The sequence below is a fragment of the Roseomonas sp. USHLN139 genome, assembly GCF_037145735.1.
Taxonomy (GTDB): Bacteria; Pseudomonadota; Alphaproteobacteria; order Acetobacterales; family Acetobacteraceae; genus Pseudoroseomonas.
Map to the genome: position 1 here is coordinate 1 of NZ_JBBCWY010000016.1, position 24,534 is coordinate 24,534.

The 24,534-nt window shown below is 71.7% G+C and carries 24 protein-coding genes; 13 read left to right on the forward strand and 11 right to left on the reverse strand.

Annotated elements, in window-relative coordinates; all coding sequences use genetic code 11:
• Window positions 1–212: 212 nt before the first annotated feature.
• Entirely contained in the window at window positions 213–1,220 is a 1,008-nt protein-coding gene (locus tag WFI16_RS24880; RefSeq protein WP_419900561.1) for an enoyl-CoA hydratase/isomerase family protein, read from the reverse strand.
• 114 nt (window positions 1,221–1,334) lie between these two features.
• On the opposite strand from WFI16_RS24880, the gene WFI16_RS24885 reads away from it, so the two are divergent.
• Entirely contained in the window at window positions 1,335–2,429 is a 1,095-nt protein-coding gene (locus tag WFI16_RS24885; protein WP_419900562.1) for an ABC transporter ATP-binding protein, read from the forward strand.
• On the opposite strand, the gene WFI16_RS24890 is transcribed toward WFI16_RS24885, so the two are convergent.
• The 6 genes from WFI16_RS24890 to WFI16_RS24915 form a co-directional block, all read right to left on the reverse strand.
• Window positions 2,430–2,855 carry a Rap1a/Tai family immunity protein gene (locus WFI16_RS24890; protein ID WP_419900563.1) on the reverse strand — a complete coding sequence of 142 codons (426 nt, stop codon included), beginning with the start codon at window positions 2,853–2,855 and terminating at the stop codon, window positions 2,430–2,432.
• A gap of 70 nt (window positions 2,856–2,925) precedes the next feature.
• A complete protein-coding gene (locus tag WFI16_RS24895) occupies window positions 2,926–3,669 on the reverse strand; it encodes a superoxide dismutase (RefSeq protein WP_419900564.1) in 744 nt (247 codons plus the stop codon).
• 130 nt (window positions 3,670–3,799) lie between these two features.
• On the reverse strand, window positions 3,800–4,042 hold the full coding sequence (locus WFI16_RS24900) for a twin-arginine translocation signal domain-containing protein (protein WP_419900565.1): 243 nt from the start codon (window positions 4,040–4,042) through the stop codon (window positions 3,800–3,802).
• Window positions 4,043–4,254: 212 nt separating this feature from the next.
• Window positions 4,255–5,028, reverse strand: a complete 774-nt coding sequence (locus WFI16_RS24905) for an ABC transporter permease (RefSeq protein ID WP_419900566.1) — start codon at window positions 5,026–5,028, stop codon at window positions 4,255–4,257.
• A complete protein-coding gene (locus WFI16_RS24910; RefSeq protein ID WP_419900567.1) occupies window positions 5,025–6,215 on the reverse strand; it encodes an ABC transporter permease in 1,191 nt (396 codons plus the stop codon). Before WFI16_RS24910 ends, WFI16_RS24905 begins: the two co-directional genes overlap by 4 nt.
• Window positions 6,216–6,217: 2 nt before the next feature.
• Window positions 6,218–7,264, reverse strand: a complete 1,047-nt coding sequence (locus WFI16_RS24915; protein ID WP_419900568.1) for an ABC transporter substrate-binding protein — start codon at window positions 7,262–7,264, stop codon at window positions 6,218–6,220.
• A 573-nt stretch (window positions 7,265–7,837) separates the two neighbouring features.
• On the opposite strand from WFI16_RS24915, the gene WFI16_RS24920 reads away from it, so the two are divergent.
• From WFI16_RS24920 to WFI16_RS24935, 4 genes are all read left to right on the forward strand, one after another.
• Complete coding sequence (locus tag WFI16_RS24920) at window positions 7,838–9,019, forward strand: CaiB/BaiF CoA transferase family protein (protein ID WP_419900569.1); 1,182 nt, start codon at window positions 7,838–7,840, stop codon at window positions 9,017–9,019.
• A 2-nt stretch (window positions 9,020–9,021) separates the two neighbouring features.
• Complete coding sequence (locus tag WFI16_RS24925; protein WP_419900608.1) at window positions 9,022–9,924, forward strand: hydroxymethylglutaryl-CoA lyase; 903 nt, start codon at window positions 9,022–9,024, stop codon at window positions 9,922–9,924.
• 290 nt (window positions 9,925–10,214) lie between these two features.
• Complete coding sequence (locus WFI16_RS24930) at window positions 10,215–10,709, forward strand: CHAP domain-containing protein (RefSeq protein ID WP_419900570.1); 495 nt, start codon at window positions 10,215–10,217, stop codon at window positions 10,707–10,709.
• 64 nt (window positions 10,710–10,773) lie between these two features.
• The gene (locus WFI16_RS24935; RefSeq protein ID WP_419900571.1) at window positions 10,774–11,760 is read left to right on the forward strand and encodes a Bug family tripartite tricarboxylate transporter substrate binding protein; all 987 of its coding nucleotides are present in this window, start codon (window positions 10,774–10,776) and stop codon (window positions 11,758–11,760) included.
• A gap of 46 nt (window positions 11,761–11,806) precedes the next feature.
• Here the strand turns inward: WFI16_RS24935 and WFI16_RS24940 are convergent, their stop codons facing one another.
• Window positions 11,807–12,814, reverse strand: a complete 1,008-nt coding sequence (locus WFI16_RS24940) for a TerC family protein (protein WP_419900572.1) — start codon at window positions 12,812–12,814, stop codon at window positions 11,807–11,809.
• A 370-nt stretch (window positions 12,815–13,184) separates the two neighbouring features.
• Between WFI16_RS24940 and WFI16_RS24945 the strand changes: the two genes are divergently transcribed.
• The 8 genes from WFI16_RS24945 to WFI16_RS24980 all read left to right on the forward strand — a co-directional run bounded on the left by WFI16_RS24945 (window position 13,185) and on the right by WFI16_RS24980 (window position 20,570).
• Entirely contained in the window at window positions 13,185–13,454 is a 270-nt protein-coding gene (locus WFI16_RS24945; RefSeq protein WP_419900609.1) for a twin-arginine translocase TatA/TatE family subunit, read from the forward strand.
• A gap of 318 nt (window positions 13,455–13,772) precedes the next feature.
• Window positions 13,773–14,426, forward strand: coding sequence for a methylthioribulose 1-phosphate dehydratase (locus tag WFI16_RS24950; RefSeq protein WP_419900573.1), 654 nt, complete (start codon window positions 13,773–13,775; stop codon window positions 14,424–14,426).
• Window positions 14,423–14,962: a 1,2-dihydroxy-3-keto-5-methylthiopentene dioxygenase gene (locus tag WFI16_RS24955; RefSeq protein WP_419900574.1), complete on the forward strand. Its 540-nt coding sequence runs from the start codon at window positions 14,423–14,425 to the stop codon at window positions 14,960–14,962. Before WFI16_RS24950 ends, WFI16_RS24955 begins: the two co-directional genes overlap by 4 nt.
• On the forward strand, window positions 14,959–15,696 hold the full coding sequence (gene mtnC / locus WFI16_RS24960) for an acireductone synthase (protein ID WP_419900575.1): 738 nt from the start codon (window positions 14,959–14,961) through the stop codon (window positions 15,694–15,696). The genes WFI16_RS24955 and mtnC overlap by 4 nt, the downstream gene beginning before the upstream one ends.
• Window positions 15,697–15,786: 90 nt before the next feature.
• Window positions 15,787–16,776: a magnesium/cobalt transporter CorA gene (corA, locus tag WFI16_RS24965; RefSeq protein WP_419900576.1), complete on the forward strand. Its 990-nt coding sequence runs from the start codon at window positions 15,787–15,789 to the stop codon at window positions 16,774–16,776.
• A 75-nt stretch (window positions 16,777–16,851) separates the two neighbouring features.
• A complete protein-coding gene (locus WFI16_RS24970; protein ID WP_419900577.1) occupies window positions 16,852–18,720 on the forward strand; it encodes an ABC transporter ATP-binding protein in 1,869 nt (622 codons plus the stop codon).
• Between the two features lie 65 nt (window positions 18,721–18,785).
• Window positions 18,786–19,772, forward strand: coding sequence for an acetamidase/formamidase family protein (locus WFI16_RS24975; RefSeq protein WP_419900578.1), 987 nt, complete (start codon window positions 18,786–18,788; stop codon window positions 19,770–19,772).
• Between the two features lie 195 nt (window positions 19,773–19,967).
• Complete coding sequence (locus WFI16_RS24980) at window positions 19,968–20,570, forward strand: GcrA family cell cycle regulator (RefSeq protein ID WP_419900579.1); 603 nt, start codon at window positions 19,968–19,970, stop codon at window positions 20,568–20,570.
• Between the two features lie 113 nt (window positions 20,571–20,683).
• Here WFI16_RS24980 and WFI16_RS24985 read toward each other — a convergent pair whose 3' ends face one another.
• The 3 genes from WFI16_RS24985 to WFI16_RS24995 all read right to left on the reverse strand — a co-directional run bounded on the left by WFI16_RS24985 (window position 20,684) and on the right by WFI16_RS24995 (window position 24,494).
• Window positions 20,684–22,369 (reverse strand): methyl-accepting chemotaxis protein, encoded by a 1,686-nt coding sequence (locus WFI16_RS24985; RefSeq protein WP_419900580.1) that lies wholly within the window; start codon window positions 22,367–22,369, stop codon window positions 20,684–20,686.
• Window positions 22,370–22,467: 98 nt separating this feature from the next.
• Window positions 22,468–23,373 (reverse strand): DMT family transporter, encoded by a 906-nt coding sequence (locus WFI16_RS24990; RefSeq protein ID WP_419900581.1) that lies wholly within the window; start codon window positions 23,371–23,373, stop codon window positions 22,468–22,470.
• A gap of 155 nt (window positions 23,374–23,528) precedes the next feature.
• The gene (locus WFI16_RS24995) at window positions 23,529–24,494 is read right to left on the reverse strand and encodes a LysR family transcriptional regulator (RefSeq protein ID WP_419900582.1); all 966 of its coding nucleotides are present in this window, start codon (window positions 24,492–24,494) and stop codon (window positions 23,529–23,531) included.
• Window positions 24,495–24,534: the final 40 nt, after the last annotated feature.

Consider the following 24,534-nt stretch of genomic DNA (forward strand, 5'->3'; position numbering starts at 1 on the left):
GCCCCGCGCCGCGGGCGGGCGGCGGGGGGGGGGGGGGGGGGGGGGGGGGGGGGCGCCCGGGGGCGCCCCGCGGGGCGGGTGGGGGGGGGCGGGGGGGGGGGTAATCCACCCCCCCCCCCCACCCCCTTCTTTTTTCTGGTCACCGGCCGTCCGATGACCGGCGCCTCAGCGGCGGGCGCGGCAGGGCATCACGCCCCTGGCCTTTGGCTGTCTCAGTCCTCGAACATCGCCTTCATGTCGGCCACCGGCTGCCAGGTCGGCGACTGGTCCTTGTCGACCAGCACGGCACGGACGCCTTCCGCGAAGTCGGGGTGCTGGGTCACCGTGCGGGTCAGCACCAGCTCCTGCTCCAGGCAGCCGGGCAGATCGAGCGTCGCGCCGCGCTTCAGCAACTCCAGGGTCACCGCCACGCTGGTCGGCGAGACGCGCCGCAGGATGGCGAGCTGCTCGGCGGCCCAGTCGGTGCCCTCGGCCTCCAGGGCGCGTTCGATCGCGGCGCGGTCGTCATGCGCGAAGCAGCGGTCGATGGCCGGGCGCAGCGACGCGATGCGGCCGGGCGGCACCGCCTCGGCGAAGTCGTCGATGACACTGGCGTCGCCATGCGCCAGCAGCGCCTGGCGCAGCGCCGGCAGCTTGTCGCGCGGCACGAAATGGGTGGCGAGGCCCGCCTCGACCGCCTCGGCGCCCTTCAGCCGGGCGCCGGTCAGCGCGATCCAGCGGCCGAGCCCGCCCGGCAGCCGCGGCAGCACATGGCTGGTGCCGACATCGGGGAACAGGGCGATGGCGGTCTCCGGCATGGCCAGCAGCGCATGCTCGGTGACGATGCGGTGGCTGCCATGCACCGAGACGCCGAGGCCGCCGCCCATGCAGATGCCGTCGATCAGGCTGACCCAGGGGCGCGGGAAGCCAGCGATGCCGCCATTCACCGCGTATTCGCGGGAGAAGAAGGCATCGACCGCCGCGCGGTCGCCATCCAGCACCTGCTGGCGCACCTGGCGGACATCGCCGCCGGCGCAGAAGGCGCGGTCGCCGGCGCCTTCCAGCAGCACCAGCCGCAGCGTCGGATCGTCGCGCCATGCGGCGATGGCGGCGGCGAAGCCGTCGATCATCGGCAGATCCAGCGCGTTCAGCGCCCGCGGGCGGTTCATCAGCAGCCGGCCAACCGGCTGGTCGCCGGCGCCCTCCCGGGTCGCGATCAGGCTGGCATCCGCATCGGTCATCGACGATCCTCCGTTCTTGTCGCCCGCAGAGTTGCGGGGGTTGCGGCGGTTGACAAGCGGGGGCGCCGGGCCCGATGCCTGTCGCGCTTGGCGTGGCGTTGGGGGATGGTGCGAATGGCGGAAGCCCTGGTCCGGTTCGAAGGCGTGCGCAAGGCCTATGGCCCGGCCTCCGGCGGCTATGCGGTGCGGCAGCTCGATCTCGAGGTGCGGCGCGGCGAGCTGCTGACGCTGCTCGGCCCCTCGGGCTCGGGCAAGACCACGACGCTGATGATGCTGGCCGGATTCGAGCTGCCGAGCGAGGGGCGCATCCTGCTGGAGGGGCGCGACATCGCCCGCCTGCCGCCGCACAAGCGCGGCATCGGCGTGGTGTTCCAGTCCTACGCGCTGTTCCCGCACATGTCGGTGGCCGAGAACGTCGCCTTCCCGCTGGAGGTGCGCGGCGTGCCCAAGGCGGAGCGGACCTCGCGGGTGCAGCGCGCCCTGTCGATGGTGCGGCTGGAGGGCTTCGGCGACCGCCGCCCGTCGCAGCTCTCGGGCGGGCAGCAGCAGCGCATCGCGCTGGCCCGCGCCATGGTCTTCGAGCCGCCGATCGTGCTGCTGGACGAGCCGCTGGGCGCGCTCGACAAGGCGCTGCGTGAGGAGATGCAATACGAGATCCGCGCGCTGCACCAGCGGCTCGGGCTGACCATGATGTACGTCACCCATGACCAGCAGGAGGCGCTGACGCTCTCCGACCGCATCGCGGTCTTCGAGGGCGGGCTGATCCGCCAGCTGGCGCCGCCGCGGCAGATCTACGAGACCCCGGCCAATGCCTTCGTCGCCGGCTTCGTCGGCGAGAACAACCGGCTGCCCGGCCGCGTGCTGGGGCTGGAGGACGGGCTGGCCCGCGTCGCCCTGGATTGCGGGCCGGAGGTCTGGGCACGGCCGGTCGATTCCGGCCCGGCCGGCAGCCGCTGCCTGCTGGCGATCCGCCCGGAGCGGGTGGCGGTGGCCGCGGTCGAGGCCTCGACGCTGGGCGAGGACGCGCTGCCGGCGGTGCTGCGCGAGGCGATCTTCCAGGGCGACCATGTGCGGCTGCGGCTCGGCCTGGGCGAGGGCGGCGAGATCCTGGTCAAGCGCGCCATCGGCGGCGGCCAGCTGCCCGAGCCCGGTGGCCCGGCGGCCCTGGCCTGGGATGCCGAGCACGCGCACGCTTTCGCGGCGGCTTGATCAGCAGCGCAGCGCCAGGCGGACCAGCGGGGCAGCGCCGTCGCGCAGCCGCGCCGGCGGCAGGGCGGCCAGGTAGTCGAAGACCCGCGCGTCGCGCTCCTGCGGCTTGAGGGCGGGGCCGGGGCAGACCTGCGGGACCCCGGCATCGAGCACGCCGTCGATATAGGCATGGGCCCGGGTGGTGGCGACGGCGCGGCCGGCCTCGCCCGCCGGGTCATTCAACTCTGCCTCGCCGCGCAGGGCGCCGAGCAGGGCGGCGCCGCTCATCCGGTCGAAGCGGATCTCCGCCTGGGCCGGCAGCGCCGCCAGCAGCGCCATCGACAGCAGCCCGCCCCAGGCGAGGCGGTCAGGGCCGCGGGCGCCGCGGCGGCGGGCGCGCGAGAGGGCGAATCGAAGCTTGTCGAGGCGGAGCGGCAGGCGATGCATGGCGCCGATCCTGCCGGCTGGCGCCGGAAGAGCCGAATCGCAATCGGGCGATCCGGCTCTCCCCTCGGCCTCAGATCCCGAGCGTGCCGGCCTTCGCCGCGGCATAGCGCTGCGAGATCTTCGACCAGTCCAGCACGTTCCACCAGGCGGCCAGGTAGTCGGCGCGGCGGTTGTTGTATTTCAGGTAATAGGCGTGCTCCCAGACGTCGTTGCCGAGCAGCACCCGGCCGCCCTCCATCAGCGGCGTGTCCTGGTTCGGCTTGCTGGCGATCGCCAGCTTGCCGGCCTTGTCGACGGTGACAAAAACCCAGCCCGAGCCGAAGACGCGGGCGCCGGCGCCGTTGAAATCGGTCTTCATCTTGTCGAAGCCGCCGAGGTCGCGGGTGATCGCCTCGGCCAGCTCGCCGGTCGGAGCACCCCCTTGGCCGCCCATGATCTGCCAGAACATGGCGTGGTTGGCATGGCCGCCGCCATTGTTGCGCAGCGCCGTGCGCACCGCCTCGGGCGCCTCGGGCAGCTTGGCCAGCAGCTCCTCGAGCTTCATGCCGGCCAGTGCCGAATGGTCCTTCAGCGCGGCGTTCAGGTTGGTGACATAGGCCGCGTGGTGCCGGTCATGGTGCAGCGCCATGGTGGCCGCATCGATATGCGGCTCCAGCGCGGCATTGGCATAGGGCAGCGGCGGCAGGGTGTAGGGGCCGGTAGCGGCGGCCGGTGCCGCGGCCTGGGCGAAGACGCGCCCCGGCAGCAGGCCGGCGGCGAGCAGCGAGGCTCCGGCGATCAAGGCCCCGCGGCGGGCGAGAAGGGTCTGGGTCATGGCGCATCTCCCTGGATGAGGTTGTTTCCTCAACGCGGGAGTTTGGTGCGGGATGCGGCGAAAGGAAGGGGGATGCGGCGCCCGCCTCGACTGCCCCCGGCCCTGCGGCCGGGGGAAGGCGGGGTATGGCCTACCAGCGCCGCGGCGGCGGGCGGCGGTAGTAGCGGCGGCGGTAGCGCGGCGGCGGCGGCGGCCGGCGATAGCCGCGGTAATAGCGCCGGCGGTAGCGCGGCGGCGGCGGCGGGCGATAGGGGCGGCGATAGGGATAGGGCTGCGCCTCCGCCTCGCTGCTGAGCACCACCGGGGCCGCCGCCACGACAGGGGCGGCGACCGCGACGGCCAGCAGACGCGAGAGGAATCCACGTCGGTTCATCGGCGATCCTTTGCTCGGCGGGGGCTGCGAGAAACCCGACCCCCACGAGTCAGCTAAAACCGTGACGCCCGCGCCGGTTTCGGTGAGCGGGCCCGACGTCGAGGTTTGGCGCCGCTTGTGGCCAAAGCGGGGCGCCGGCGTGGCGGCAAAAGGGTCAAATGCCGAAGGCCGGCCCCCTCGATGGCGGGGTCCGGGGGGCGGCGCCCCCGGCCTTACTGGCGCCGCTTCAGCAGCGTCACCGCGAGGAGCAGCAGCCCCGAGATCAGCACCAGCACCATGGCCGCGGCCATGATGGTCAGGCTGATCGAATCGTTCAGCCCGGAGAACATCTGTCGCGGCAGCGTGCGCTGGGCGGGCCCGGCGATGAACAGGGCCACTGCCACCTCGTCGAGCGAGGTGGCGAAGGCGAAGACCCCGCCGGCGGCGACGCCCGGCATGATCTGCGGCAGGCAGACGCGCCAGAAGGCGCGCGCCGGCGAGGCGCCGCAGGAGGCGGCGGCGCGCAGCTGCACCGCGTCGAACTGCTGCAGCGCGGCCAGCACGGTCACCACCACGAAGGGCGCGCCGAGGGCCGAATGGCCCAGCACCAGGCCGGTGAAGCTGTTGGTCAGGCCGAGCGGCCCGAAGGCCAGCAGCAGGGCGACGGCGACGATGATGGCGGGCACCACCATCGGCGCCAGCAGGATCGCCATGATCAGCGTCTTGCCCGGGAAGGGCGCGCGCCACAGGCCGAAGGCGGCCAGCGTGCCCAGGCTGCCGGCCAGCAGCGCCGCCGCCGCGCCGATGCGCAGGCTGTTCCACAGGGCGGGCAGCCAGAAGTCGGAGCTCCAGAAATCGGCGTACCAGCGCAGCGACAGGCCGGGCAGCGGGTAGAACAGGAAGGAGCCGGCCGAGAAGGAGAGCGGCAGCACCGCCAGCACCGGCGCCATCAGGAAGAGGATGGCGAGGAGGCCGGTGCTCCACAGCAGGATGCGGGAGGGGGTCATGCGGTCTTCACCCGTCCGAAGCCGACCAGCCGGCCATAGAGCAGCACCACCAGCGCCACCGCCAGCAGCAGCAGGCAGGAGAGCGCGGCCGCCATGCCCCAGTTGACCGTGCGGCTGGCATAGAAGGCGACGAAATAGGGCACCATCTGGTCGTTGGCGCCGCCGAGCAGGGCGGGCGTCACGTAGAAGCCCAGCGCCTGGATGAAGACCAGCAGGCTGCCGGCGCCGATGCCGGGCAGCGACAGCGGCAGCGAGATGCGCAGGAAGGCCCGCATCGGCGAGGCGCCGAGCGAGACGGCGGCGCGCGGCAGCCGCCAGTCCAGCGCCTTCAGGCTGGCATAGATCGGCAGCACCATGAAGGGCAGCAGGATATGCACCATGGCCAGCAGCACGGCGCCGCGGTTGAACAGCAGCGGCAGTGGCCCGTCGGTGATGTTCAGCGCGGCCAGCGTCGCATTGACCACGCCTTCCCGCTGCAGCAGCACCATCCAGGCGGCGGTGCGCACGATCAGGCTGGTCCAGAAGGGCAGCAGCACGCCGGCCAGCAGCCAGGGGACCGCCCGGGCCGGCGCCGTCGCGATCAGCCAGGCCAAAGGATAGCCGATGGCGAGACAAATGAACGTCGCCAGCGCGCCGATCCACAGCGTGCGCCAGAGGATGCCGCGGAAGATGGCGGCGTCCTCGGCGGCGGCGGCGATGTCGCCGGCGGCGTCGCGCTTCAGGTCGAGCACCGCCAGCAGGTTGAAATCGGTGAGCGGCCCGCCGGCGCGGCGGATCGCCAGCCAGGGCAGGCCAGTGCCCCAATCCTCGTTGATGCCGATGAGGGTCTCGCGTGGCGGGCCTTCGGCCGCGGCGACGCGGCGCGCGGTCAGCGGCAGCAGGCTGCGGAAGCCGGGCCAGTCGGCGTTCAGCCGCGCGGCGGCACGGGCGATGGCGCCGCCGCCGGTTTCCTGGTCACGGGCGCGCGCCTCCTTCAGGTCGGCGACCAGGCTGGCGAAGGCGGCGTCATCCGGCAGGCCCTGGCCGTTCCAGCCGGACAGCGCCGCGACGGTGCGCGGCAGCACCGGCGCGACATCGGTCTCCTGCACGGCGCGGGTCAGGAAGGCGCCGATCGGCAGCACGAAGACCGCCAGCAGGAAGAGCAGCAGCGGCGCCACCAGCGCCGCCGCCATCCAGCGTGCCCGCACGCTTACCGCGACACCCAGTTGTTGAAGCGCTGGTTCAGCTTGTCGAGGTTGTCGAGCCAGAACTGGTCGCTGATCTGCAGCGCCCCTTCGGCATTGGCGGGCGTGGTCGGCAGGTTGGCCAGCACCGCGGCGGGCAGGTTGTCCTGGGCGCCGCGCGCCGTCGGGCCATAGGGGATGCGCGGCGGCAGCTCGGCCTGGCGGGCGGGCTGCGTCACGAAGTTGATGAAGTTCAGCGCGGCGGCGCGGTTCGGCGTGCCCTTCATCACCACCCAGCTGTCCAGGGTGAAGAGGTTGTTGCGCCAGCTGATGCCGAAATTGCGGTTGTCGGTCTGGTTGGCCGCGGTGATGCGGCCGTTATAGGCGACCGTCATGGCCAGCTCGCCGCTGGCCAGCAGCTGCGCCGGCTGGCTGCCGCGCTCCCACCAGATGATGCTGGGCTTCAGCTGGTCGAGCTTGCGGAAGGCGCGGTCGACGCCGGCATTGGTGGCCAGCAGCTTGTAGACCTCGCCGGGCGGCACGCCATCGGCCAGCAGCGCGATCTCCAGCGTCGCCTTCGGGCCGCGGCGCAGCCCGCGCTTGCCGGGGAAGCGCTGGGTGTCGAAGAAATCCGCCCAGCTCTGCGGCGCGTTCGGCGTGCGGGCGCGGTCGAAGGCCAGGATGAAGGAGTAGAGGATGTTCCCCACGCCGCATTCGCTGACGGCCTCGGGGATGAATCGCTCGCGCCCGCCGATGGCGGAAAAATCCATCTTCTCGAAGAGGCCTTCCTCGCAGCCGATCAGCAGCTCCTCGCTCTCGACCTGGACGACGTCCCAGTTGTTGGCGCCGGACTGGATCTTGGCGCGCAGCACGCCGACGCCGCCATCCCAGGTCTCCTCCAGCAGGCGAGAGCTGGTCGATTGCTGGAACGGCCGGAAGAAGATCTCCCGCTGGGCGTCCTGATAGGCGCCGCCCCAGGAGACGACCGTCAGGTCGCGCTGCTGCGCGGCGGCACTGCCGGCCAGAAGGGTGGCACCAAGCGCCAGAACGGCGCCGAATTGTCTCCGCAGCATCCCTGCACTCCCCTCGCCATGTCAGTCCGGCGTGAAGCGGGAAGCGTAGAACCGCCAAGCCAGCGTGCGAAGGGGGATTTCACGGGGCGAACCCAGGGCGATCCCCGGGCGATCCATGGCGACACGGTCATGTCGTTCAGTGCCGGGTTGTCGGCGCGCGCCTGCATGAAGGACGGCGTGTGGCCGTCCACCACAGTGCCGCCGGCCACTGGTCCAGCTCACTGGCATCCGGCGCGCCCTGCGTCATGGCGCCACGCCAGGCGGCGCCCGGCCAAAAAAGAAGGGCGGATCCCCGGGGGAGGATCCGCCCCCCAGTTGCATGACCGCATCGGGAAGGCCGGGTGATGCGGCGGCGCCGAGGGATTTCGGGGTCCGGCGCCGATCGGGAGAGACAGGGCCATGGGATCGTGGCCCGGACGCATCCTGCCGCGGCCATGGTTGATGCAGGGTTTCCGGGGCGGCAAAAAAAGCCGGGCCAGGGGAAACGGGCCGAAAAATCGGGAGGGCGGCCCTTGCCCGATCGGCCGGGCTCGCCCAAGCCTGGGCCCAGACCGGGGAAAGGGAAGCAGGCACATGGCCGATCCGCGACTGCCACTGGCAGGGCTGAAGGTGCTGGAGCTCGGCCACTATATCGCCGGCCCCTTCGCCACCCGCCTGCTGGCCGACATGGGCGCCGAGGTGGTCAAGGTCGAGCCGCCCGAGGGCGACCCGATCCGCCACTGGGGCAGCAGGCAGGACGGCCATCCGGTCTGGTTCAGCATCCATGGCCGCAACAAGCTCTCGGTCACGCTGGACCTGAAGAATCCGCGCGACCAGGCCCGGCTGAAGGCCCTGGCCGCCCGCGCCGATGCCCTGGTCGAGAATTTCCGCCCCGGCTACCTGGAGCGCATCGGCCTCGGCCCCGCCGTGCTGCACGCGGCGAATCCCCGGCTGGTGATCGCCCGCATCTCCGGCTACGGCCAGGACGGGCCCTATCGCGACAAGCCGGCCTTCGGCGCCATCGGCGAGGCCATGGGCGGCCTCCGCCACCTGACCGCCAATCCCGGCCAGACCGAGCTGCCGCCGCCCCGCTGTGGCATCTCGATCAGCGACGACCTGGCCGGCATGTATGCCGCCATGTCCGTCGTCTCCGCCTGCTGGGGCCGCGACGCCGGGCAGGGCGGGCCGGGCCGCATCATCGACATCAGCCTGGTCGACAGCGTGGTCAGCCTGACCGAGGGGATGCTCCCCGAATACGGGCTGACCGGGAAAATCCGTCAGCCCGCCGGCGCCGCCATCCCGACCACGGCGCCGACCAACACCTACCCCTGCGCCGACGGCAAGTGGCTCTGCGTCGCCGGCAATTCCGACCTGATCTTCCGCCGGCTGATGGCGGCGATCGGCCGGCCGGAGCTCGCCGCCGATCCGCGCATGGCCGACAATGGCGGCCGCTGCGCCAACGTCGAGGAACTCGACTCCGCCATCGCCGGCTGGACCCGCACCCTGCCGGCCAAGGAGGCGCAGGACATCCTGGAAGCCGCCGAGGTCCCGGCCTCGCGCCTCTACGACATTCGCGACATCGCCGAGGACCCGCATTTCCGCGCCCGCGACACGGTGATGCAGGTCGAGGACCCGCTGATCGGCCCGATCCTGCACCCGGCCGCGCCCTTCCGCTTCGACGGCGTGGCGCCGCGCGACATGGTGCGCTGGACGGGACCGGCCGCCGGTGCGCACAACGACCGGGTCTTCAAGGACTGGCTGGGGGAGCAAGCGTGACCATGAACGAAAGCGTCGCCATCAGCGAGGTCGCCCCGCGCGACGGGCTGCAATCGATCGGCCCCTTCGTGCCGACCGCCACCAAGATCGCCATGGTGCGCGCCCTCTACGAGGCCGGGCTGCGCCGGATGGAGATCGGCAGCTTCGTCAGCCCGCGCCACGTGCCGCAGATGGCCGACACCGCCGAGGTGCTGGCCGCCGCGAAAGAGCTGCCCGGCCTGGAATGCACGGTGCTGGTGCCGAACCGCAAGGGCTTCGACCTGGCCATGGCGGCCGGGGCCGACCGGCTCGGCTTCTTCATGTCGGTGACCGAGGCGCACAACCAGGCCAATCTCAACCGCTCGCGCGCCGACAGCCTGGCCGAGCTCTCCGCCCTGGTCGCCGAGGCCGCCACCGCGGGCAAGAAGATGCGCTTCAACCTGTCCTGCGCCTTCCACTGCCCCTTCGAGGGCGTGGTGCCGACGGAGGACGCCATCGCCTTCATCGCCGGGGCCTGCGCGCTCGACCCGGCGCTGGAGATCGGCGTGGCCGACACCACCGGCAATGCCGCGCCCGACCAGGTGAGCACGGTGTTCCGCGCGCTGCTGCGCGACTGGAAGAACCCCTTCGCCTATCACGGCCACGACACCTACGGCATGGGCGTGGCCAACGCGCTCGCCGCCTTCGAGGCCGGGGTGCGGGTCTTCGACAGCGCCGCCGGCGGGCTGGGCGGCTGCCCCTTCGCGCCGGGGGCCACCGGCAATACCGCGACCGAGGACCTGGTCTGGATGTTCCGGCGCATGGGCGTCGAGACGGGGGTGGACTGGTCCAGGCTCCTCGTCGCCGCCGATCTGTCGGCTGCCGTCCCCGGCGGGACCCCCGGCGGGCGGATGCGCGGCGTGCCGGCGGCGCGGCAGGCGGCCTGACCAGGGAAGCCAGAGGCAGGCCAGGGGAATGAATTCCCCTGGACCCCTTCTTCTTTCTGTTCACCGGCCATTGCCAGACCTGCGCTTCACCGGCGGCCACACCCGGGCAGCCCGGCGGGACGGCCGGGCCGTTGCACGTCCCGTCTCCACGTGGACACGGCAGTCACTCCAGAAAAAAGATGGGGGTCCAGGGGGAATTCATTCCCCCTGGCCTTCAGGCCTGTCTTCCTTCTCACCCCTCGCATGAACCTGCTAAGCCACCCCTTGGGGACCAGGGGGTTTTTCGAAGGATGAGGGTCTGGCTGTTGCTGCTGCCGCTGCTCCTGGCGGCATGTGGCGGGGGCACGCCGCGCGGGCCGGTGCTGGGCGCCGCCGCGCTGCAGGAGCCGGTGACCTGCGTGCCTTATGCGCGGGCGCGGTCGGGGATCGACCTGCGCGGCGATGCCTGGCTGTGGTGGGACGCGGCGGCCGGCGCCTATGAGCGCGGCCACAGCCCGCGGCGCGGCAGCGTGCTGGTGCTGACCCGCAGCGGGCGGATGCGCGACGGGCACCTGGCGGTGGTCAGCCGCGTCGTCTCCTCGCGCGAGATCCGGGTGGACCACGCCAACTGGGCCAGCGGCAGCCTGAAGGGCCGCATCATGCGCGACCAGCCGGTGCTGGACGTCTCGCCGCGCAACGACTGGTCGCTGGTGAAGGTCTGGTATCCACCGGTCGGCGATTATGGCGCCACCAGCTATCCGGCGGCCGGCTTCGTGCATGGCAGCAGTGTCATGGCGGCGCGCTGACCGGCTGGACGCCGTTGCGCTGTCGTGCTCAATCGGCCGCGATCCCCTGCCCGGAGAGCTGTCCGTGACCCTGTCCCGCCGTTCCCTGCCTGCTCTGGGCGCCGCTGGCGCCATTGGCCTGGGCGCGCCGCGCCTGTTGCGGGCGCAGCCGGCCTGGCCGGACCGGCCGCTGCGGCTGGTGGTGCCCTTTCCGGCGGGCTCGACCCCCGACATCCTGGGCCGCGTGCTGGCGCCGCACTACACGGCGGCGCTCGGCCAGCCCTGCGTGGTCGACAACCGGGCCGGCGCCGGCGGCAATATCGGCACCGACATGGTGGCCAAGGCGACCGATGGCCACACCTTCGGCCTGACCATCAACGGGCCGCTGGCCACCGCCCTGGCGCTCTATCCGAACCTGCCCTATGACCCGGCCCGCGACCTGGCGCCGATCTCCTGGCTGGCGCGGGCCGGGCAGGTGCTGGTGGTCAATCCGACGCTCGGCGTGAAGAGCTTCGCCGACTTCGTCGCCAAGGCGAAGGCGGAGCCCGGCATGCTGACCTTCGGCTCGGTCGGCGCCGGCTCGGGCGGGCATCTGGCGATGGAGGACATCAAGGCGCGCACCGGCATCGCGCTGGAGCACGTGCCCTATCGCGGCTTCCCGCAGGCGGTGCTCGACCTGGTGGCCGGGCGGATCAGCGCCATCATCCTGACCGTCGCCGGCATCCTGCCGCAGCTGCGCGAGGGCCAGGCGGTGGCGCTGGCGGTGACGTCGGAGAAGCGGCTGCCGCAGCTGCCCGCCGTGCCGACCCTGGTCGAATCGGGGCTGGAGGGGGCGACCTCCTATGCCTGGAACGCGCTGGTGGCGCCGGCCTCGATGCCGGCCGAGCGGATCGATCGGCTGGCGCGCGAGACCAGGACGGCGCTGGCCAGCCCGGCGGTGAAGCAGACGCTGGACACCTCGGGCTTCGAGATCGTCGGCAGCGGCCCGGCGGAGCTGCGCGCCATGGTCGAGGCGGAGACCGCCCGCTGGGGCGGCATGATCCGCAAGCTCGGCATCACCGCGGACGGGTGAAGAAGGTTCCCAGGGGGCCGGGAAGGGCCCCCTGGGATGTCGGGACTTAGAGGGAATCCTCGACCGGGCGCTCGCCCGGGGCACGCTCGTCGATCACCTTCTGGCCGCGGGTCTTCCACAGCGACAGCGCGATCGAGCCGGCGATGATAGTGGCGGTCAGCGCCAGGGCGTATTCCACCGGCACCGCCTTGCCGCCGGCGAACCAGTTGGCCAGCATCTTGGCGCCGACGATCATCAGCACGATCGACAGGCCATGCTTCAGGTACTTGAAGCGGTGGATGACGCCGGCCAGGGCGAAGTACATGGCGCGCAGGCCGAGGATGGCGAAGACGTTCGCGGTATAGACGATGAACGGGTCGGTCGAGACCGCGAAGATCGCCGGGATGCTGTCGAGGGCGAAGAACAGGTCGGTCAGCTCGACCAGGATCAGCACCAGCAGCAGCGGCGTGACCATCAGCTTGCCGGCCTCGCGGACGGTGAAGGCATTGCCGCGGAAGCCGTCGGTCACCGGCAGGCGGCGGCGCAGCCAGGCCAGGATCGGGCTTTCGGTCGGATCCTCCTCGTCATCGGCGGCGCGCAGCATCTTCCAGCCGCTCCAGATCAGGAACAGGCCGAACAGGATCATCATCCAGTCGAATTCGCGCATCAGCGCGGTGCCGACCAGGATCATGATGCCGCGCATCACCAGCGCGCCCAGGATGCCCCAGAACAGCACGCGGTGCTGATAGGCGGCGGGGACACCGAACTTGGCGAAGAGCAGGACAAAGACAAAGATGTTGTCGACCGACAGCGACCATTCGATCACGTAGCCGGTGAGGAATTCCAGGCTCTTGGCGGCGCGTTCATCGGGCGTCGCGCCATAGCTGAAGCGCAGCCAGAAGAAGAAGGCGATGGCCAAGCCGACATAGGCGGCCGACTTGATCAGCGCGGTTTTCACCGGCACCGGCGCCGGGTCGCCATTCGCCTCCTTGCGGGCGAAGACGCCAAGGTCGATCAGCAGCAGTCCAAGGACCGCAGCGTTGAAGGTTACCCAGAACCAGACAGAAGCTTCCATGCGGGCTACGGCCTCTCAGAATAGGGGCCCGGCCGCCGGCAGGACATCATGCCTGCAGGGGAAGCGCACCGGGCCCGGATTGCGCGAGAAGTCGATCCGACATCGCGGTAGCGACGTCCCGGGGCCGGCGCATGCGCAGGCCTCGGGGCATCGCCGGGTCGCCAGAGGGGCCCGGATCAAGAAAATATATGGAGGAAATGTCATGCGCCTGCAAGAGCGGTTGTTTCCGGGCGCGATTCACGCCATCTCCTCATTTGCCTGGCGGGGAACGGGACAGTAGTGTCCCCCGTGTGGCGAGCACTCGCGGTCAGGCCAGCAGGGACGTCCCCGTTCAGGTCGCTGGCCGCCCCAATTTGATCGAGGCGTGGCTATGGGTTCCTTCAGCATCTGGCATTGGCTTGTCGTGCTGCTCGTTGTCCTGCTGCTGTTCGGCGGCGGGAAGATCAGCGGCCTGATGGGCGACCTCGCGAAGGGCATCAAGTCCTTCAAGCAGAACATGAAGGAGGACGACGACAAGGACGCCTCCATGGCGGCCGAGACGCCGCCGCCGCCGGCCGGCAACCTGTCCGCCCCGGTGCAGCAGGCGCGCGCCGCCAGCACCGAGCAGCGGACCTCGACCTCCTCCCACCCCGCCGCCTGAGGGCTGCCCGGCCGCGCCTGCCGCCGGCCGGGATCCCGTGGGCGACGACCCGCCCCGCCACCAAGCGGGGCAGGGGAGCGTCTGGCCAGGACGTGGCTTCGGCCGCGGGCCTGGCCTTTTTCATGCGCCCTGCCGGCCGGCTGACCGTGCCGCCGCGGGTGGCACGGGATGACGGCCGCGTCATCCGGCAGCCGCCCGCCGCGTGACATTGCCGGGTCGGCGGCGCCGCGGTGGCTGCCATTGCCGCCATCCTGCGCTATCAGCCCGCCGCGGGGTACCGATCCCGCCCAGCCCGATTCTCCTGCCGGGAGCCTTGCCATGCCCGACCCCCATGCCCCCGCCTTGCCGCCGCAGGGCCCGGTCCCGCCCGAGGCGATCGACGCCATCATCGGCGCCGGCCGCCGCATGGACCGGTTCAACTGGGTGCCCGCCACCGCCGGCAATTTCTCGCTGCGGCTGCCGGGGGGACGGGTCGCGGTGACGCGGTCCGGCCAGCACAAGGGCTTCCTCGGCCGCGACTCGGTGATGGTGGTGGATCTCGACGGCCGGCCGGAGGATCCCGCGCTGCGCCCCTCGGCGGAGACCCTGCTGCATTGCGGCATCTACCGCCGCTTCCCCGAGGCCGGCGCCGTGCTGCATGGCCATTCCGTCGCCAATACCGTGCTGTCGCGCCGCGCCGGCGCCAGCCTCACCCTGGCCGGCTACGAGCTGCTAAAGGCCTTCCCTGGCCTCGCCACCCATGCCGCCAGCGTCGAGCTGCCGGTGGTCGACAACGACCAGGACATCGCCCGGCTGCAGGGCGTGGTCGAGGCGCGCTGGGACGCCGCCCCCGGTGCCGTGCCGCCGGGCTATTTGATCCGCGGCCACGGCGTCTATGTATGGGCGCGCGACATGGATGCGGCGCTGGCGCGGCTGGAGGCGCTGGAATTCATGCTCGACTGCGAGCTTCAGGACCGGAGGAACCCCGCATGAGCCTGCTCACCATCAAGGACGCCGCGACCGGCGCCGAGCTGCTGCGCGCCAGCGACCCGGCCGAGATCGCCGCCGCCCTGGCGCCGATCAACGTCCGCTTCGAGCGCTGGGAGGTGGCGCCGCTGCCCGAGGGTGCCTCGGCCGAGGCGGTGCTGGAGGCCTATCGCAGCCAGCTCGACACCTTCATGGCCGGCCATGCCGCCGGCACCGCCGATGTCATCCGCCTGACCGCGGACCATCCGCAGAAGGAGGCGCTGCGCGCCAAGTTCCTGTCCGAGCACATCCACACCGAGGACGAGATCCGCTTCTTCCACGAGGGCGCGGGCAATTTCATCATGCATGTCGACGGCAAGGTCTACGACGCGCATTGCACCCGCGGCGACCTGATCAGCGTGCCGGCCAATACCCAGCACTGGTTCGACGCCGGCACCGAGCCGCATGTCACGGCGCTGCGCATCTTCACCGATACCACCGGCTGGACCCCGCATTACAGCGGCACCGACATGGCCGATCGCTTCCCGGCGGTGACCGGATGAGCGGGCCGGGGCCGGGGGCGCCGCTGCCGGCGCCGCTCAGCGCGGTGCTGACCGATATCGAGGGCACCACCAGCGCCATCGCCTTCGTCAAGGAAACGCTGTTCCCCTATGCCGAGCGGGCGCTGGACGGCTTCCTGGCGGATGAGGCGGCGAATCCGGAGGTCGCCGCCTGCCTGGCCGAGGCCGCCCGCCTGGCCGAGCCAGGCGAGGACGCTGTCGCCGCGCTGCGCCGCTGGATGGCCGAGGACGCCAAGATCGGCCCGCTGAAGACCCTGCAGGGCCTGATCTGGCGCCAGGGCTTCGTCAGTGGCGAGATCCGCGGCCATCTCTGGCCGGATGTCGCGCCCTGCCTGCGGGCCTGGGCGCGCGCCGGCATCTTCCTCAGTGTCTATTCCTCCGGCTCGGTCGCGGCGCAGAAGCTGCTGTTCGGGCATTCGCTGGAAGGCGACCTGACGCCGCTGTTCGGCGGCTTCTTCGACACGGCCATCGGCCACAAGCGGGAGGCGACCAGCTACGCCGCCATCGCCCAGGGCCTGCACCGCCCGCCGGAGGAGATCCTTTTCCTGTCCGACATCGCGGAAGAGCTGGACGCCGCGGCCAATGCCGGGCTGCAGGTCTGCCAGCTGGTGCGGCCGCAGGACGGCACGGTCGCCTCTGGCCGGCATCCGGCGGCGGCCGACTTCCCGGCGGTCGCGGCCCGCTTCGGCCTGCCGGTGCCGCGGCTGGCGGCCTGACGGAACCGGCCCGAGCACCGGCGAACCCCCTCAAGGCCCGGCGCCGCGTGGCGCCGGGCCGATCCCCCTTCTGCCCGGCGGAGCGCGCGCATGATCACCACCTACAGCGTGCAGGATGGCCGCACCCGGCGGCAGGAAGGCATTCCCGATCTCGAGACGGCACGCAATGCCGTCTGGATCGACCTGCTCTCGCCGACGCTCGAGGAGGGCCGCGCGGTCGAGGCGGCGCTGGCCCTCGAGATCCCGACCCGCGAGGAGATGCAGGAGATCGAAAGCTCCTCGCGGCTCTACAAGGAGGACGAGGCGCTGTTCCTGACGGCGAACTTCCTCTACGGCGTCGACGAGGGCGAATACGGCTCGACCGCCATCACCTTCGTGCTGGCCAGCACCACCCTGGTCACCATCCGCTACGTCACGCCCAAGGCCTTCGCCAATTTCGCCAACCGGGTGCAGAAGACGCCCTCGCTGATCGCCAGCCCGGACGGCGTCATGCTGCATCTGTTCGAGCAGGTGGTGGACCGCCTGGCCGATGTGCTGGAGCGCGTCGGCAGCGACATGGACCGCGCCAGCAAGCAGGCCTTCCGCAATGCCCGCGGCACCAGCAAGGTGAAGGTCAAGGCGCGCGACGCCGAGATGAAGGACGTGCTGATCGCGCTGGGCGAGGTCGGCGAGGTGACCAGCCGCGCCAACGAGACCCTGCTCGGCCTGACCCGCATCCTGACCTATGTCGGCGCCGAGAAGTCGCTGGCGGTGCGCAAGGAGAACCGGGCGACCATCAAGAGCCTGCTGCGCGACGTCCGCTCCCTGGTCGAGCATGCCGCCTTCATGAACAACAAGGCCAATTTCCTGCTCGACGCGGTGCTGGGCATCATCAACATCGACCAGAACGGCATCATCAAGACCTTCACCGTGGCCAGCGTCGCGCTGATGCCGCCGACGCTGATCGCCAGCATCTACGGCATGAACTTCGCCACCATGCCGGAGCTGCAGCTGTCCTTCGGCTATCCGCTGGCGCTGCTGGTCATGGTGGTCAGCGCGCTGCTGCCGATCGCCTATTTCAAGCGCAAGGGCTGGCTCTGACCCCGTCTCGCTGAGACCCGGCCTCGCCGAGGCGTCGCTTGACTTGCGCCGGGGCAAGGCGCGCTCTGCCCCGGCATGGCTTTCCGATTCTTCGAGACCCTGATCGATCCCGTCGCGCCGCCGGGCGCGCGGGCCAGCCGGCTGCTCGGCACGCCGGTCCCGGCCGAGCCGCCGCCCGCCGGGCTGCTGGCCTTCTACTGGTACTTCATCCGCCAGGCGCGGCTGCTCTTCGTCCTGCTCTTCCTGGCCGGGCTGCTGGTGGCGCTGCTCGACGCGCTGATCCCGGTCTTCATCGGCCGCGTCGTCGGCCTGCTCTCGGCGCATGCGCCGGGCAACCTCTTCGCCGAGGCCGGCGGCAGCCTGCTCGGCATGGCGGCGGTGCTGCTGCTCGGCCGGCCCTCGGCCATCTTCCTGCAGAACCTGATCAGCCAGCAGGCGATCAATGCCGGCGTCACCAGCCTGATCCGCTGGCAGGCGCATTGGCACGTGGTCCGCCAGGGCTGGGCCTTCTTCCAGGAGGATTTCGCCGGCCGCCTCTCGGCCCGCGTCATGCAGGCGGGGCCGGCGCTGCGCGAGAGCGTCGTCCAGGCGGTCAATGCGGTCTGGTACATCCTGGTCTATGGCACCGGCGCGGTGGCCTATCTGGCGACGGCCGATCTCTGGCTGGCGCTGCCGATCCTGCTGTGGTTCGCCGCCTATTGTACCCTGCTGCGCGTCATCGTGCCGCGGCTGCGCGACCGCGCTAAGGCGGCCTCCGAGCAGCGCAGCCTGCTCACCGGCCGCATCGTCGACAGCTACACCAACATCCTGACCCTGAAGCTCTTCGCCCGGGCGGAGGAGGAGGATGCGGTGGTGCGCGACGGGCTGCGCAGCCTGACCGCCGCCTTCCAGGGCCAGATGCGGCTGATCACGCTGAACGGGCTGCTGCTGTCGGCGCTGAACGCGACGCTGCTGGTGGGCATGGCGGCGCTGTCGCTCAGCCTCTGGGATTCCGGCCGGATCGGCCTCGGCACCGTCGCCGCGGCGCTGCCGATGGCCTGGCAGATCGCCAATATCTCCGGCTGGGTCGCCTTCAACGTCGCCGGCATTTTTGAGAACATCGGCGTGGTGCAGGAGGCCAGCCGCAGCATCGCCGTGCCGCCCACCGCGCCGGACCCCGAGGGCGCGCAGCCGCTGCGGGTGACCCAGGGTCGCATCCGCTTCGAGGCGGTGGACTTCACCTATGCCGGGGCCGGGCAGGGGGTGCTGCACGGCCTGACGCTCGACATCGCGCCGGGCGAGCGGGTCGGGCTGGTCGGCCAGTCCGGCGCCGGCAAGACCACGGCGATCAACCTGCTGCTGCGCTTCTTCAGCCCCCAGGCCGGGCGCATCAGCATCGATGGCCAGGACATCGCTGGGGTGACGCAGGAGAGCCTGCGCGCCGCCATCGGCGTGGTGACCCAGGACACCGCCCTGCTGCACCGCTCGATCGCCGACAATATCCGCTTCGGCCGCCCCGACGCCGCGCGCGCGGAGATCGAGCGCGCCGCCGCCCGCGCCGAGGCCGCTGGCTTCATCGCCGCGGTGCAGGACTGGCGCGGCCGCCGCGGCTATGACGCGCAGGTCGGCGAGCGTGGCGTCAAGCTGTCGGGCGGCCAGCGCCAGCGCATCGCCATCGCCCGCGTGCTGCTGAAGGACGCGCCGATCCTGGTGCTGGACGAGGCCACCAGCGCGCTCGACTCCGAGGTCGAGGCGGCGATCCAGCAGCAGCTCGACGGGCTGATGGCCGGCAAGACGGTGATCGCCATCGCGCACCGCCTGTCGACCCTGGCGCGGATGGACCGGCTGGTGGTGCTGGAGGCGGGGCGCATCGTCGAGCAGGGCAGCCATGCCGAGCTGCTCGCCCTCGGCGGCGCCTATGCCCGGCTGTGGCAGCGGCAGTCGGGCGGCTTCGTCGGCCGCTGAACCCCGGTTGACCGCGCGGCCGCGCGCCGGGAAGCTTGCCGTCTTGCCAGAAGGAGCCGCGCCGCATGTCCGCCACGCATGAGTTGCACGCCACGCCGGAGACGGTGCGCTGGGGCGCCTTCGACGCCAGCTTCGGACCGGCGCTGACCATCGCCTCGGGCGACCGCGTGGTGATGCATTGCGTCTCCGGCCCGGCCGAGGTGCTGCCCCCCGCCGGCAGCGGCCTGACCGTGCCGCCGGCGCTGGCCGCCATCCATGCCGCGGTCGAGGACGGCCGGGTGCCGCGCCTCGGGCCGCATATCCTGACCGGCCCGGTCGCCGTCGCCGGCGCCGAGCCGGGCGATGCGCTGCGCGTCGAGATCGAGGCGATCGAGCCCGGCGCCGACTGGGGCTACAACCTGTTCCGCCCGCTGGTCGGCACCCTGCCGGAAGACTTTCCCTATCGCCGGCTGATCCACATCCCGGTCGACCAGGCGGAAAGGACCTGCCGGCTGCCCTTCGGCCCGGATCATGGCGGGCTGACCCTGCCGCTCTCGCCCTTCTTCGGGGTGATGGGCGTGGCGCCGCCCGAGGCCTGGGGGCAGATCTCCACCAAGGAGCCGCGCGCGCATGGCGGCAATCTGGACAACAAGGAGCTGGTTGCCGGCACCACGCTGTGGCTGCCGGTGCACACCGCCGGCGGCCTGTTCAGCGCCGGCGACGGGCATGGCGTGCAGGGCGATGGCGAGGTCTGCATCACCGCGCTCGAGATGTGCCTGACCGGCCGCTTCCGCCTGACGGTGGAGAAGGGCGGCGGCGCCCGCCAGCCGGCGCTGGCCTTCCCGCGCGCCGAGACGCCGACCCATTATATCAGCATGGGCATCCACGAGGATCTCGACCTCGCCATGAAGCAGGCGCTGCGCGAGATGATCGCCTTCATCGTGGCGCGCGCCAACATCTCTGCGGCAGAGGCGTATCAGTTCTGCTCGCTGGCGGTCGATTTCCGCGTGACGCAGACGGTGAATGGTGAGAAAGGCGTGCACGGCATGCTGCGCAAGGGCCTGCTGTTCTAAGCCGGAACCGGTCCTTGGCGGGGGACGTCATCGCGTCCTCCGCCTGCGCATTTGGTTACGACTTCGCCATCACTTCGAATTCACTTGCGGCAGAGGTTTTCCACACCTTTTTGGAGTCCCGCTCCCTGCCGCATCTTGTGCCACCATCGCCCGTTTCACTACCGTATATGGTGGTGGAGGCAGGAGTTTAGGCCTATGGATTGGACGGCTGAAGCTATCGACGCGCTCCGCGCGCTCTGGGCCGAGGGGCATTCGACGGCCGAGATCGGCCGCCGCATGGGGATCTCCAAGAATGCCGTGGTGGGCAAGGCGCATCGCCTGAATCTGCCGCCGCGCCCGAGCCCGATCCGCCGCGAGGCCGAGACCGGCACCATGGCCGCTGCCGCTCCCGCCGCCACCCCGCCTGCAGCACCGGTTGCCGCGCCCACGCCGGCCGCCGCTGTCCGGCCGCCCGCGGCTGCTCCCGCCCCGGTCGCCGCCGAGCCGGCCCCGCCGCCGCGCGCGCCGGAGCCGGTCATGCCGGCGATGGTCACGCTGCCGCCGGCCACCATGCCGCCCGCCATGGCCGCTCCCCGCCCGGCCGCGCCGCCGCGCCGCCTGCCGCCCGCCCCGCCGATCGCCGTGGTCCGCCCGTTCCAGCGCAGCGGCGGCCGTTCCTGCTGCTGGCCGATCGGCGAGCCGGGCACGCCCGACTTCCGCTTCTGCACCGCCGAAGCCATTCCCGGGAAGCCCTACTGCCCCGAGCACGCGGCCGTCGCCTATGTGAAGGCGCGGGACCGTCGGGAAGACGCCGCCTGACGCCTGCCTCGCCGCCCGGAAGGGCGCGGCCGGGCTGCTGAAGGGCGGCGGAACGGCGGACAGGCCGGAAGCGGCTTTCCCCGCTCCTGCACCTCACCACCCTGGATTGCGCTTCAGGCCGCGCGCACGGCGCGGATGAAGGTGCCGACCTCGACGCCGAGCTGCCCGGCCTGCTTGGCGACCTGACCGGCGGCATCCAGCACGTCCTGGGCGGACTGCCCGGTGACGCTGGCCGCCTGGCTGACGCCCGAGATGTTCTGCGTCACCTCCCGCGTCGAGGTGGCGGTCTTCTGCACCGACCGCGCGATCTCCTGCGTCGCCTGGCCCTGCTCGTCGACGGCGGTGGCGATGCTGCCGGCGATGTTGCTGATCTCGCCGATGGTGCCGCCGATGCCCTGGATGGCCCCGACCGCCTCCTGCGTCGCGGCCTGGATCTGGGCGATCTGGGCGCTGATCTCCTCCGTGGCCTTCGCCGTCTGGCTGGCCAGGTTCTTCACCTCGGAAGCGACCACCGCGAAGCCCTTGCCTGCTTCGCCGGCGCGGGCCGCCTCGATCGTGGCATTGAGCGCCAGCAAATTGGTCTGGCCGGCGATGTTGTTGATCAGGCCGATGACGTCGCCGATGCGCTGGGCGCCGCTGGCCAGGGCGCGCACGGTGGCGTCGGTGCGCTGCATCTCGGCGGTGGCGCGGGCGGTGATGGTGGCCGATTGCGCCACCTGCCGGTTGATCTCGGCGATCGAGGCGGTGAGCTCCTCCACCGCGGCGGCGACGGTCTGCACGCCGCCGCTGGTCTCCTCGGCGGCATGGGCGACGGCGCTGGCCTGGCGGCCGGCCTGGCCGGCGGTGTCGCTCATCGAGCGGGCGGTGGCCTCGAGCTCGGCGGCGGCGGCGGAGAGGTGGCTGGACAGGCCGCCGGCCGCCTCCTCGAAGCTTTTCACCAGCCCGTCCATGCGGTGGCTGCGCTCCTGCCGGCGCTGCTGGGCGGCGGCCTGCTCGGCGCCCAGCCGCTCGGCCTCGGCCATGCTGTCGCGGAAGACGGCGACGGCGGCGGCCATGCCGCCGATCTCGTCCTGGCGGCCGCTGCCGGGGATCGGGCTGGTCAGGTCGCGCTGGGCCAGGCTGCGCATGCGCTCGGCGATCTGGTTGACCGGCCGCCCCAGGTCCATGGTCAGCCAGAGCGCGGCGCCGATCGCCACCAGCAGGGTGATGCCGGCCAGCAGCGCGTCCAGCCAGACCGAGCGGGTGAAGGTGTCGTCCGCATTGGCCATGCTGCGCTGCGCGCCGTCGCGATTGGCCTGCTTGGCGGCTTCCAGCGCTTCCCAGGCCTGGTTGAAGATGGCGGCGGCCGGGGCGCTGAAGGCGGTGATGGCGGCGGACCGATCCTGCAGGCTCTGGGCGAAGGCGCGCTCCTGGGCGGCCAGGTAGCTCTGCCAGTGCTGGCTGAAGGCGGCATAGGCGGTGCGCTCGGCCGGTTCCGAGATCAGCACCGCATAGGCCTGCATCGCCTGCTTCTGCGCGGTCAGCCGGGTTTCCAGCCGGCTCAGGGCCTCGGCCCGGGCGGTGGGGTTCTCGGCGGTGACCACCTGGAAGGCGACGAGCCGCACCCGCGTCGCGGTGGCGCGCAGGTCGCCCAGCGCATCGACCGCCGGCATCCAGTTGGTGGCCAGGTCGAGCGTCGAATGGTTGACCGAGCGCAGCGCCATGACGCTGATGCCGCCCATCGCCATGACCATCACCACCAGCAGGCCGAAGGCCAGGCCCAGCTTGCTGCGGATGCCGAGATTGCTGAGGAAGGACATGGGAATCGCCGGGCTCCTGCGGGCGCCACCGAGGCGCGCTGCCGTGATCTAGCCCGCTTCAGCTTAACGTCCGGATTATGCCGCCAGGAAAGCGGCGCTCAGCGCCCGAGCAGCACCAGCACCACGCCGGCGACGACGATGATCGCGCCGGCCACCTCGCTGCGCTTCAGGCTCTCCTTCAGGTAGAAGCGGCTGAACAGCAGGGTGAAGAGGATCTCGGTCTGGCCGAGGGCGCGCACCATGGCGACGGGGGCGAGCGCGAAGCCGCTGAACCAGCAGGCCGAGCCGCAGGCGGAGAGCGCGCCGACCGGGGCGCTGCTGCGCCAGGTGGCGAAGACGGCGCGCAGCTGGGCAGGCTCGCGCCAGGCCAGCCAGCCGCCCTGCATCAGCGTCTGCAGGATATTGGTGAAGACCAGGGTGACCAGAGCGCGCAGCACCGGGTCGGGATGCGCCAGCTCCAGATTGGCCGACTTGATCAGGATCGAGGTCAGCGCGAAGCAGCCGCCGGCGCCGAGGCCGCAAAGCGCCGCCGGCTGCAGGGTGGAGCGGACCAGCTCCGCCGGTGTCAGCTTCTTGCCCGCCAGCGACAGGTAGAGAACCCCGCCCACGCCGATCGCGATGCCGATCCAGGCGAGGAGGGAAAGCTGCTCGTTCAGCAGGATCAGCGCCAGGATGGCGCCCTGCACCGCCTCGGTCTTGGCATAGGCGGTGCCGACGGCGAAGCCGCGGGCGCCGAAGGCCATGATCAGCAGGTTGGTGCCGAGGATCTGCATCAGCCCGCCCGCCGCGGCGAAGGCCAGGAAGCCCCAGCTCGGCGGCGGCGGCACGAAGCCGAAAAGCGCGGCATAGAGGCCGAGCAGCAGCATCCCCACCGGCACGCCGTAGAGATAGCGCACCACGCCCGCGGCATTGACCGAGAGCTGGCCGCGCAGCTTCTGCTGCAGCGCGGTGCGCCAGGTCTGCAGCAGGGCGGCGGCGAGGGTGGTGGCGATCCAGAGCGGCATGGGCGGTCCCGTCGCGGCGCGGCAGGCCCGCGCCGTCGGGGTCAGCTTAAGCCAAGGCTGCCGGATTGCACCCCGGCCAGCCGCGCGGTCTGCGCAGTTTTGTTATGCGAAGGGCGGGATACGCGACATTTAATTGCCAATTTTCCTGTGACCGGTCAGGCCGCCTGGCCGGCGCCGCCGGCCGTCGCGGGCAGCGCGCGGGCCGGGCCGAAGACGCCGTTGAAGGCCTCCACCACCACGCCGCGGAACCAGCGCTCGGCCGGGTCGCGGTCCTGCGCCTCGGTCCAGGCCATGGCGTTCGGCATCGGCGCCGGGGCCACCGGCGGCTGGTCCACCGCCAGCTTGGCGCGGATCGCCAGCCGCTCGCCGACGAAGTCGGGCACCGTCGCCACCAGGTCGGTCCCCGGCAGCACCGCCGAGAGCAGGGCGAAGGAGCTGACCCCCACCACCACCCGCCGCTGCAGCCCCTGCTGGTGCAGGAGCGCGTCGACCAGCCCGCTGAGGTCGCCGCGCGGCGAGATCAGCGCATGGCTGCGGGCGCAGAAATCCTCGACGGTGGCGACCGGCGGCGTCGCCGGGTCGCGCAGCAGCACCCAGTCGGCATGGCGCAGCACCCGCAGCCGCGCATTGGCCGGCAGGTCCTGGCCGAGGAAGCCGAGCGCCAGGCCGATCTCGCCCTGGGCCAGCATGGTCGGCAGGGTGCGGTGGTCGCCGGTGCGCATCGACAGGTCGCAGCGCGGCGCCTCCTGGCGCAGCCGCGCCAGCAAGGTCGGCAGCAGGGCGAAGGCGACGGCATCGGTGCAGCCGAGCTGGAAGCTGTGCGCGTCGCGCCCGGGCTCGAAGGGGGTGGCGGCCGAGACCTCGGCATCGAGCTGGCGCAGCCGCGGCGCGATCGCGGCATAGAGCGCCTCGGCCCGCGGCGTCAGGCGCAGCTCGCTGCCCTGGCGCACCAGCAGCGGATCGTCGAACTGGGCGCGCAGCCGCTTCAGCCCGCCCGAGGCGGCCGGCTGGGAGAGGAACAGCCGCTCGCCGGCGCGGGTGACATGGCGTTCCTCGGCCAGGGCCACGAACAGCCGCAGCAGATTCAGGTCGGCCACATGGTGGTGCGGGGCCTGGTTCATGGCAGGGGGTTTTTCATGAAAGGGGGGCGGGGCCGTCAAA

What these genes read in the sequence shown, in the direction of transcription:
- WFI16_RS24890 (WP_419900563.1), bottom strand. Translation starts at nt 2,855, where the DNA reads ATGCATCGCCTGCCGCTCCGCCTCGACAAGCTTCGATTCGCCCTCTCG.
- WFI16_RS24985 (WP_419900580.1), bottom strand. Translation starts at nt 22,369, where the DNA reads ATGTCCTTCCTCAGCAATCTCGGCATCCGCAGCAAGCTGGGCCTGGCC.
- WFI16_RS24955 (WP_419900574.1), top strand. Translation starts at nt 14,423, where the DNA reads ATGAGCCTGCTCACCATCAAGGACGCCGCGACCGGCGCCGAGCTGCTG.
- WFI16_RS24950 (WP_419900573.1), top strand. Translation starts at nt 13,773, where the DNA reads ATGCCCGACCCCCATGCCCCCGCCTTGCCGCCGCAGGGCCCGGTCCCG.
- WFI16_RS24945 (WP_419900609.1), top strand. Translation starts at nt 13,185, where the DNA reads ATGGGTTCCTTCAGCATCTGGCATTGGCTTGTCGTGCTGCTCGTTGTC.
- corA (WP_419900576.1), top strand. Translation starts at nt 15,787, where the DNA reads ATGATCACCACCTACAGCGTGCAGGATGGCCGCACCCGGCGGCAGGAA.
- WFI16_RS24885 (WP_419900562.1), top strand. Translation starts at nt 1,335, where the DNA reads ATGGCGGAAGCCCTGGTCCGGTTCGAAGGCGTGCGCAAGGCCTATGGC.
- mtnC (WP_419900575.1), top strand. Translation starts at nt 14,959, where the DNA reads ATGAGCGGGCCGGGGCCGGGGGCGCCGCTGCCGGCGCCGCTCAGCGCG.
- WFI16_RS24990 (WP_419900581.1), bottom strand. Translation starts at nt 23,373, where the DNA reads ATGCCGCTCTGGATCGCCACCACCCTCGCCGCCGCCCTGCTGCAGACC.
- WFI16_RS24970 (WP_419900577.1), top strand. Translation starts at nt 16,852, where the DNA reads ATGGCTTTCCGATTCTTCGAGACCCTGATCGATCCCGTCGCGCCGCCG.
- WFI16_RS24995 (WP_419900582.1), bottom strand. Translation starts at nt 24,494, where the DNA reads ATGAACCAGGCCCCGCACCACCATGTGGCCGACCTGAATCTGCTGCGG.
- WFI16_RS24895 (WP_419900564.1), bottom strand. Translation starts at nt 3,669, where the DNA reads ATGACCCAGACCCTTCTCGCCCGCCGCGGGGCCTTGATCGCCGGAGCC.
- WFI16_RS24905 (WP_419900566.1), bottom strand. Translation starts at nt 5,028, where the DNA reads ATGACCCCCTCCCGCATCCTGCTGTGGAGCACCGGCCTCCTCGCCATC.
- WFI16_RS24920 (WP_419900569.1), top strand. Translation starts at nt 7,838, where the DNA reads ATGGCCGATCCGCGACTGCCACTGGCAGGGCTGAAGGTGCTGGAGCTC.
- WFI16_RS24980 (WP_419900579.1), top strand. Translation starts at nt 19,968, where the DNA reads ATGGATTGGACGGCTGAAGCTATCGACGCGCTCCGCGCGCTCTGGGCC.
- WFI16_RS24930 (WP_419900570.1), top strand. Translation starts at nt 10,215, where the DNA reads ATGAGGGTCTGGCTGTTGCTGCTGCCGCTGCTCCTGGCGGCATGTGGC.
- WFI16_RS24900 (WP_419900565.1), bottom strand. Translation starts at nt 4,042, where the DNA reads ATGAACCGACGTGGATTCCTCTCGCGTCTGCTGGCCGTCGCGGTCGCC.
- WFI16_RS24915 (WP_419900568.1), bottom strand. Translation starts at nt 7,264, where the DNA reads ATGCTGCGGAGACAATTCGGCGCCGTTCTGGCGCTTGGTGCCACCCTT.
- WFI16_RS24925 (WP_419900608.1), top strand. Translation starts at nt 9,022, where the DNA reads ATGAACGAAAGCGTCGCCATCAGCGAGGTCGCCCCGCGCGACGGGCTG.
- WFI16_RS24940 (WP_419900572.1), bottom strand. Translation starts at nt 12,814, where the DNA reads ATGGAAGCTTCTGTCTGGTTCTGGGTAACCTTCAACGCTGCGGTCCTT.
- WFI16_RS24880 (WP_419900561.1), bottom strand. Translation starts at nt 1,220, where the DNA reads ATGACCGATGCGGATGCCAGCCTGATCGCGACCCGGGAGGGCGCCGGC.
- WFI16_RS24975 (WP_419900578.1), top strand. Translation starts at nt 18,786, where the DNA reads ATGTCCGCCACGCATGAGTTGCACGCCACGCCGGAGACGGTGCGCTGG.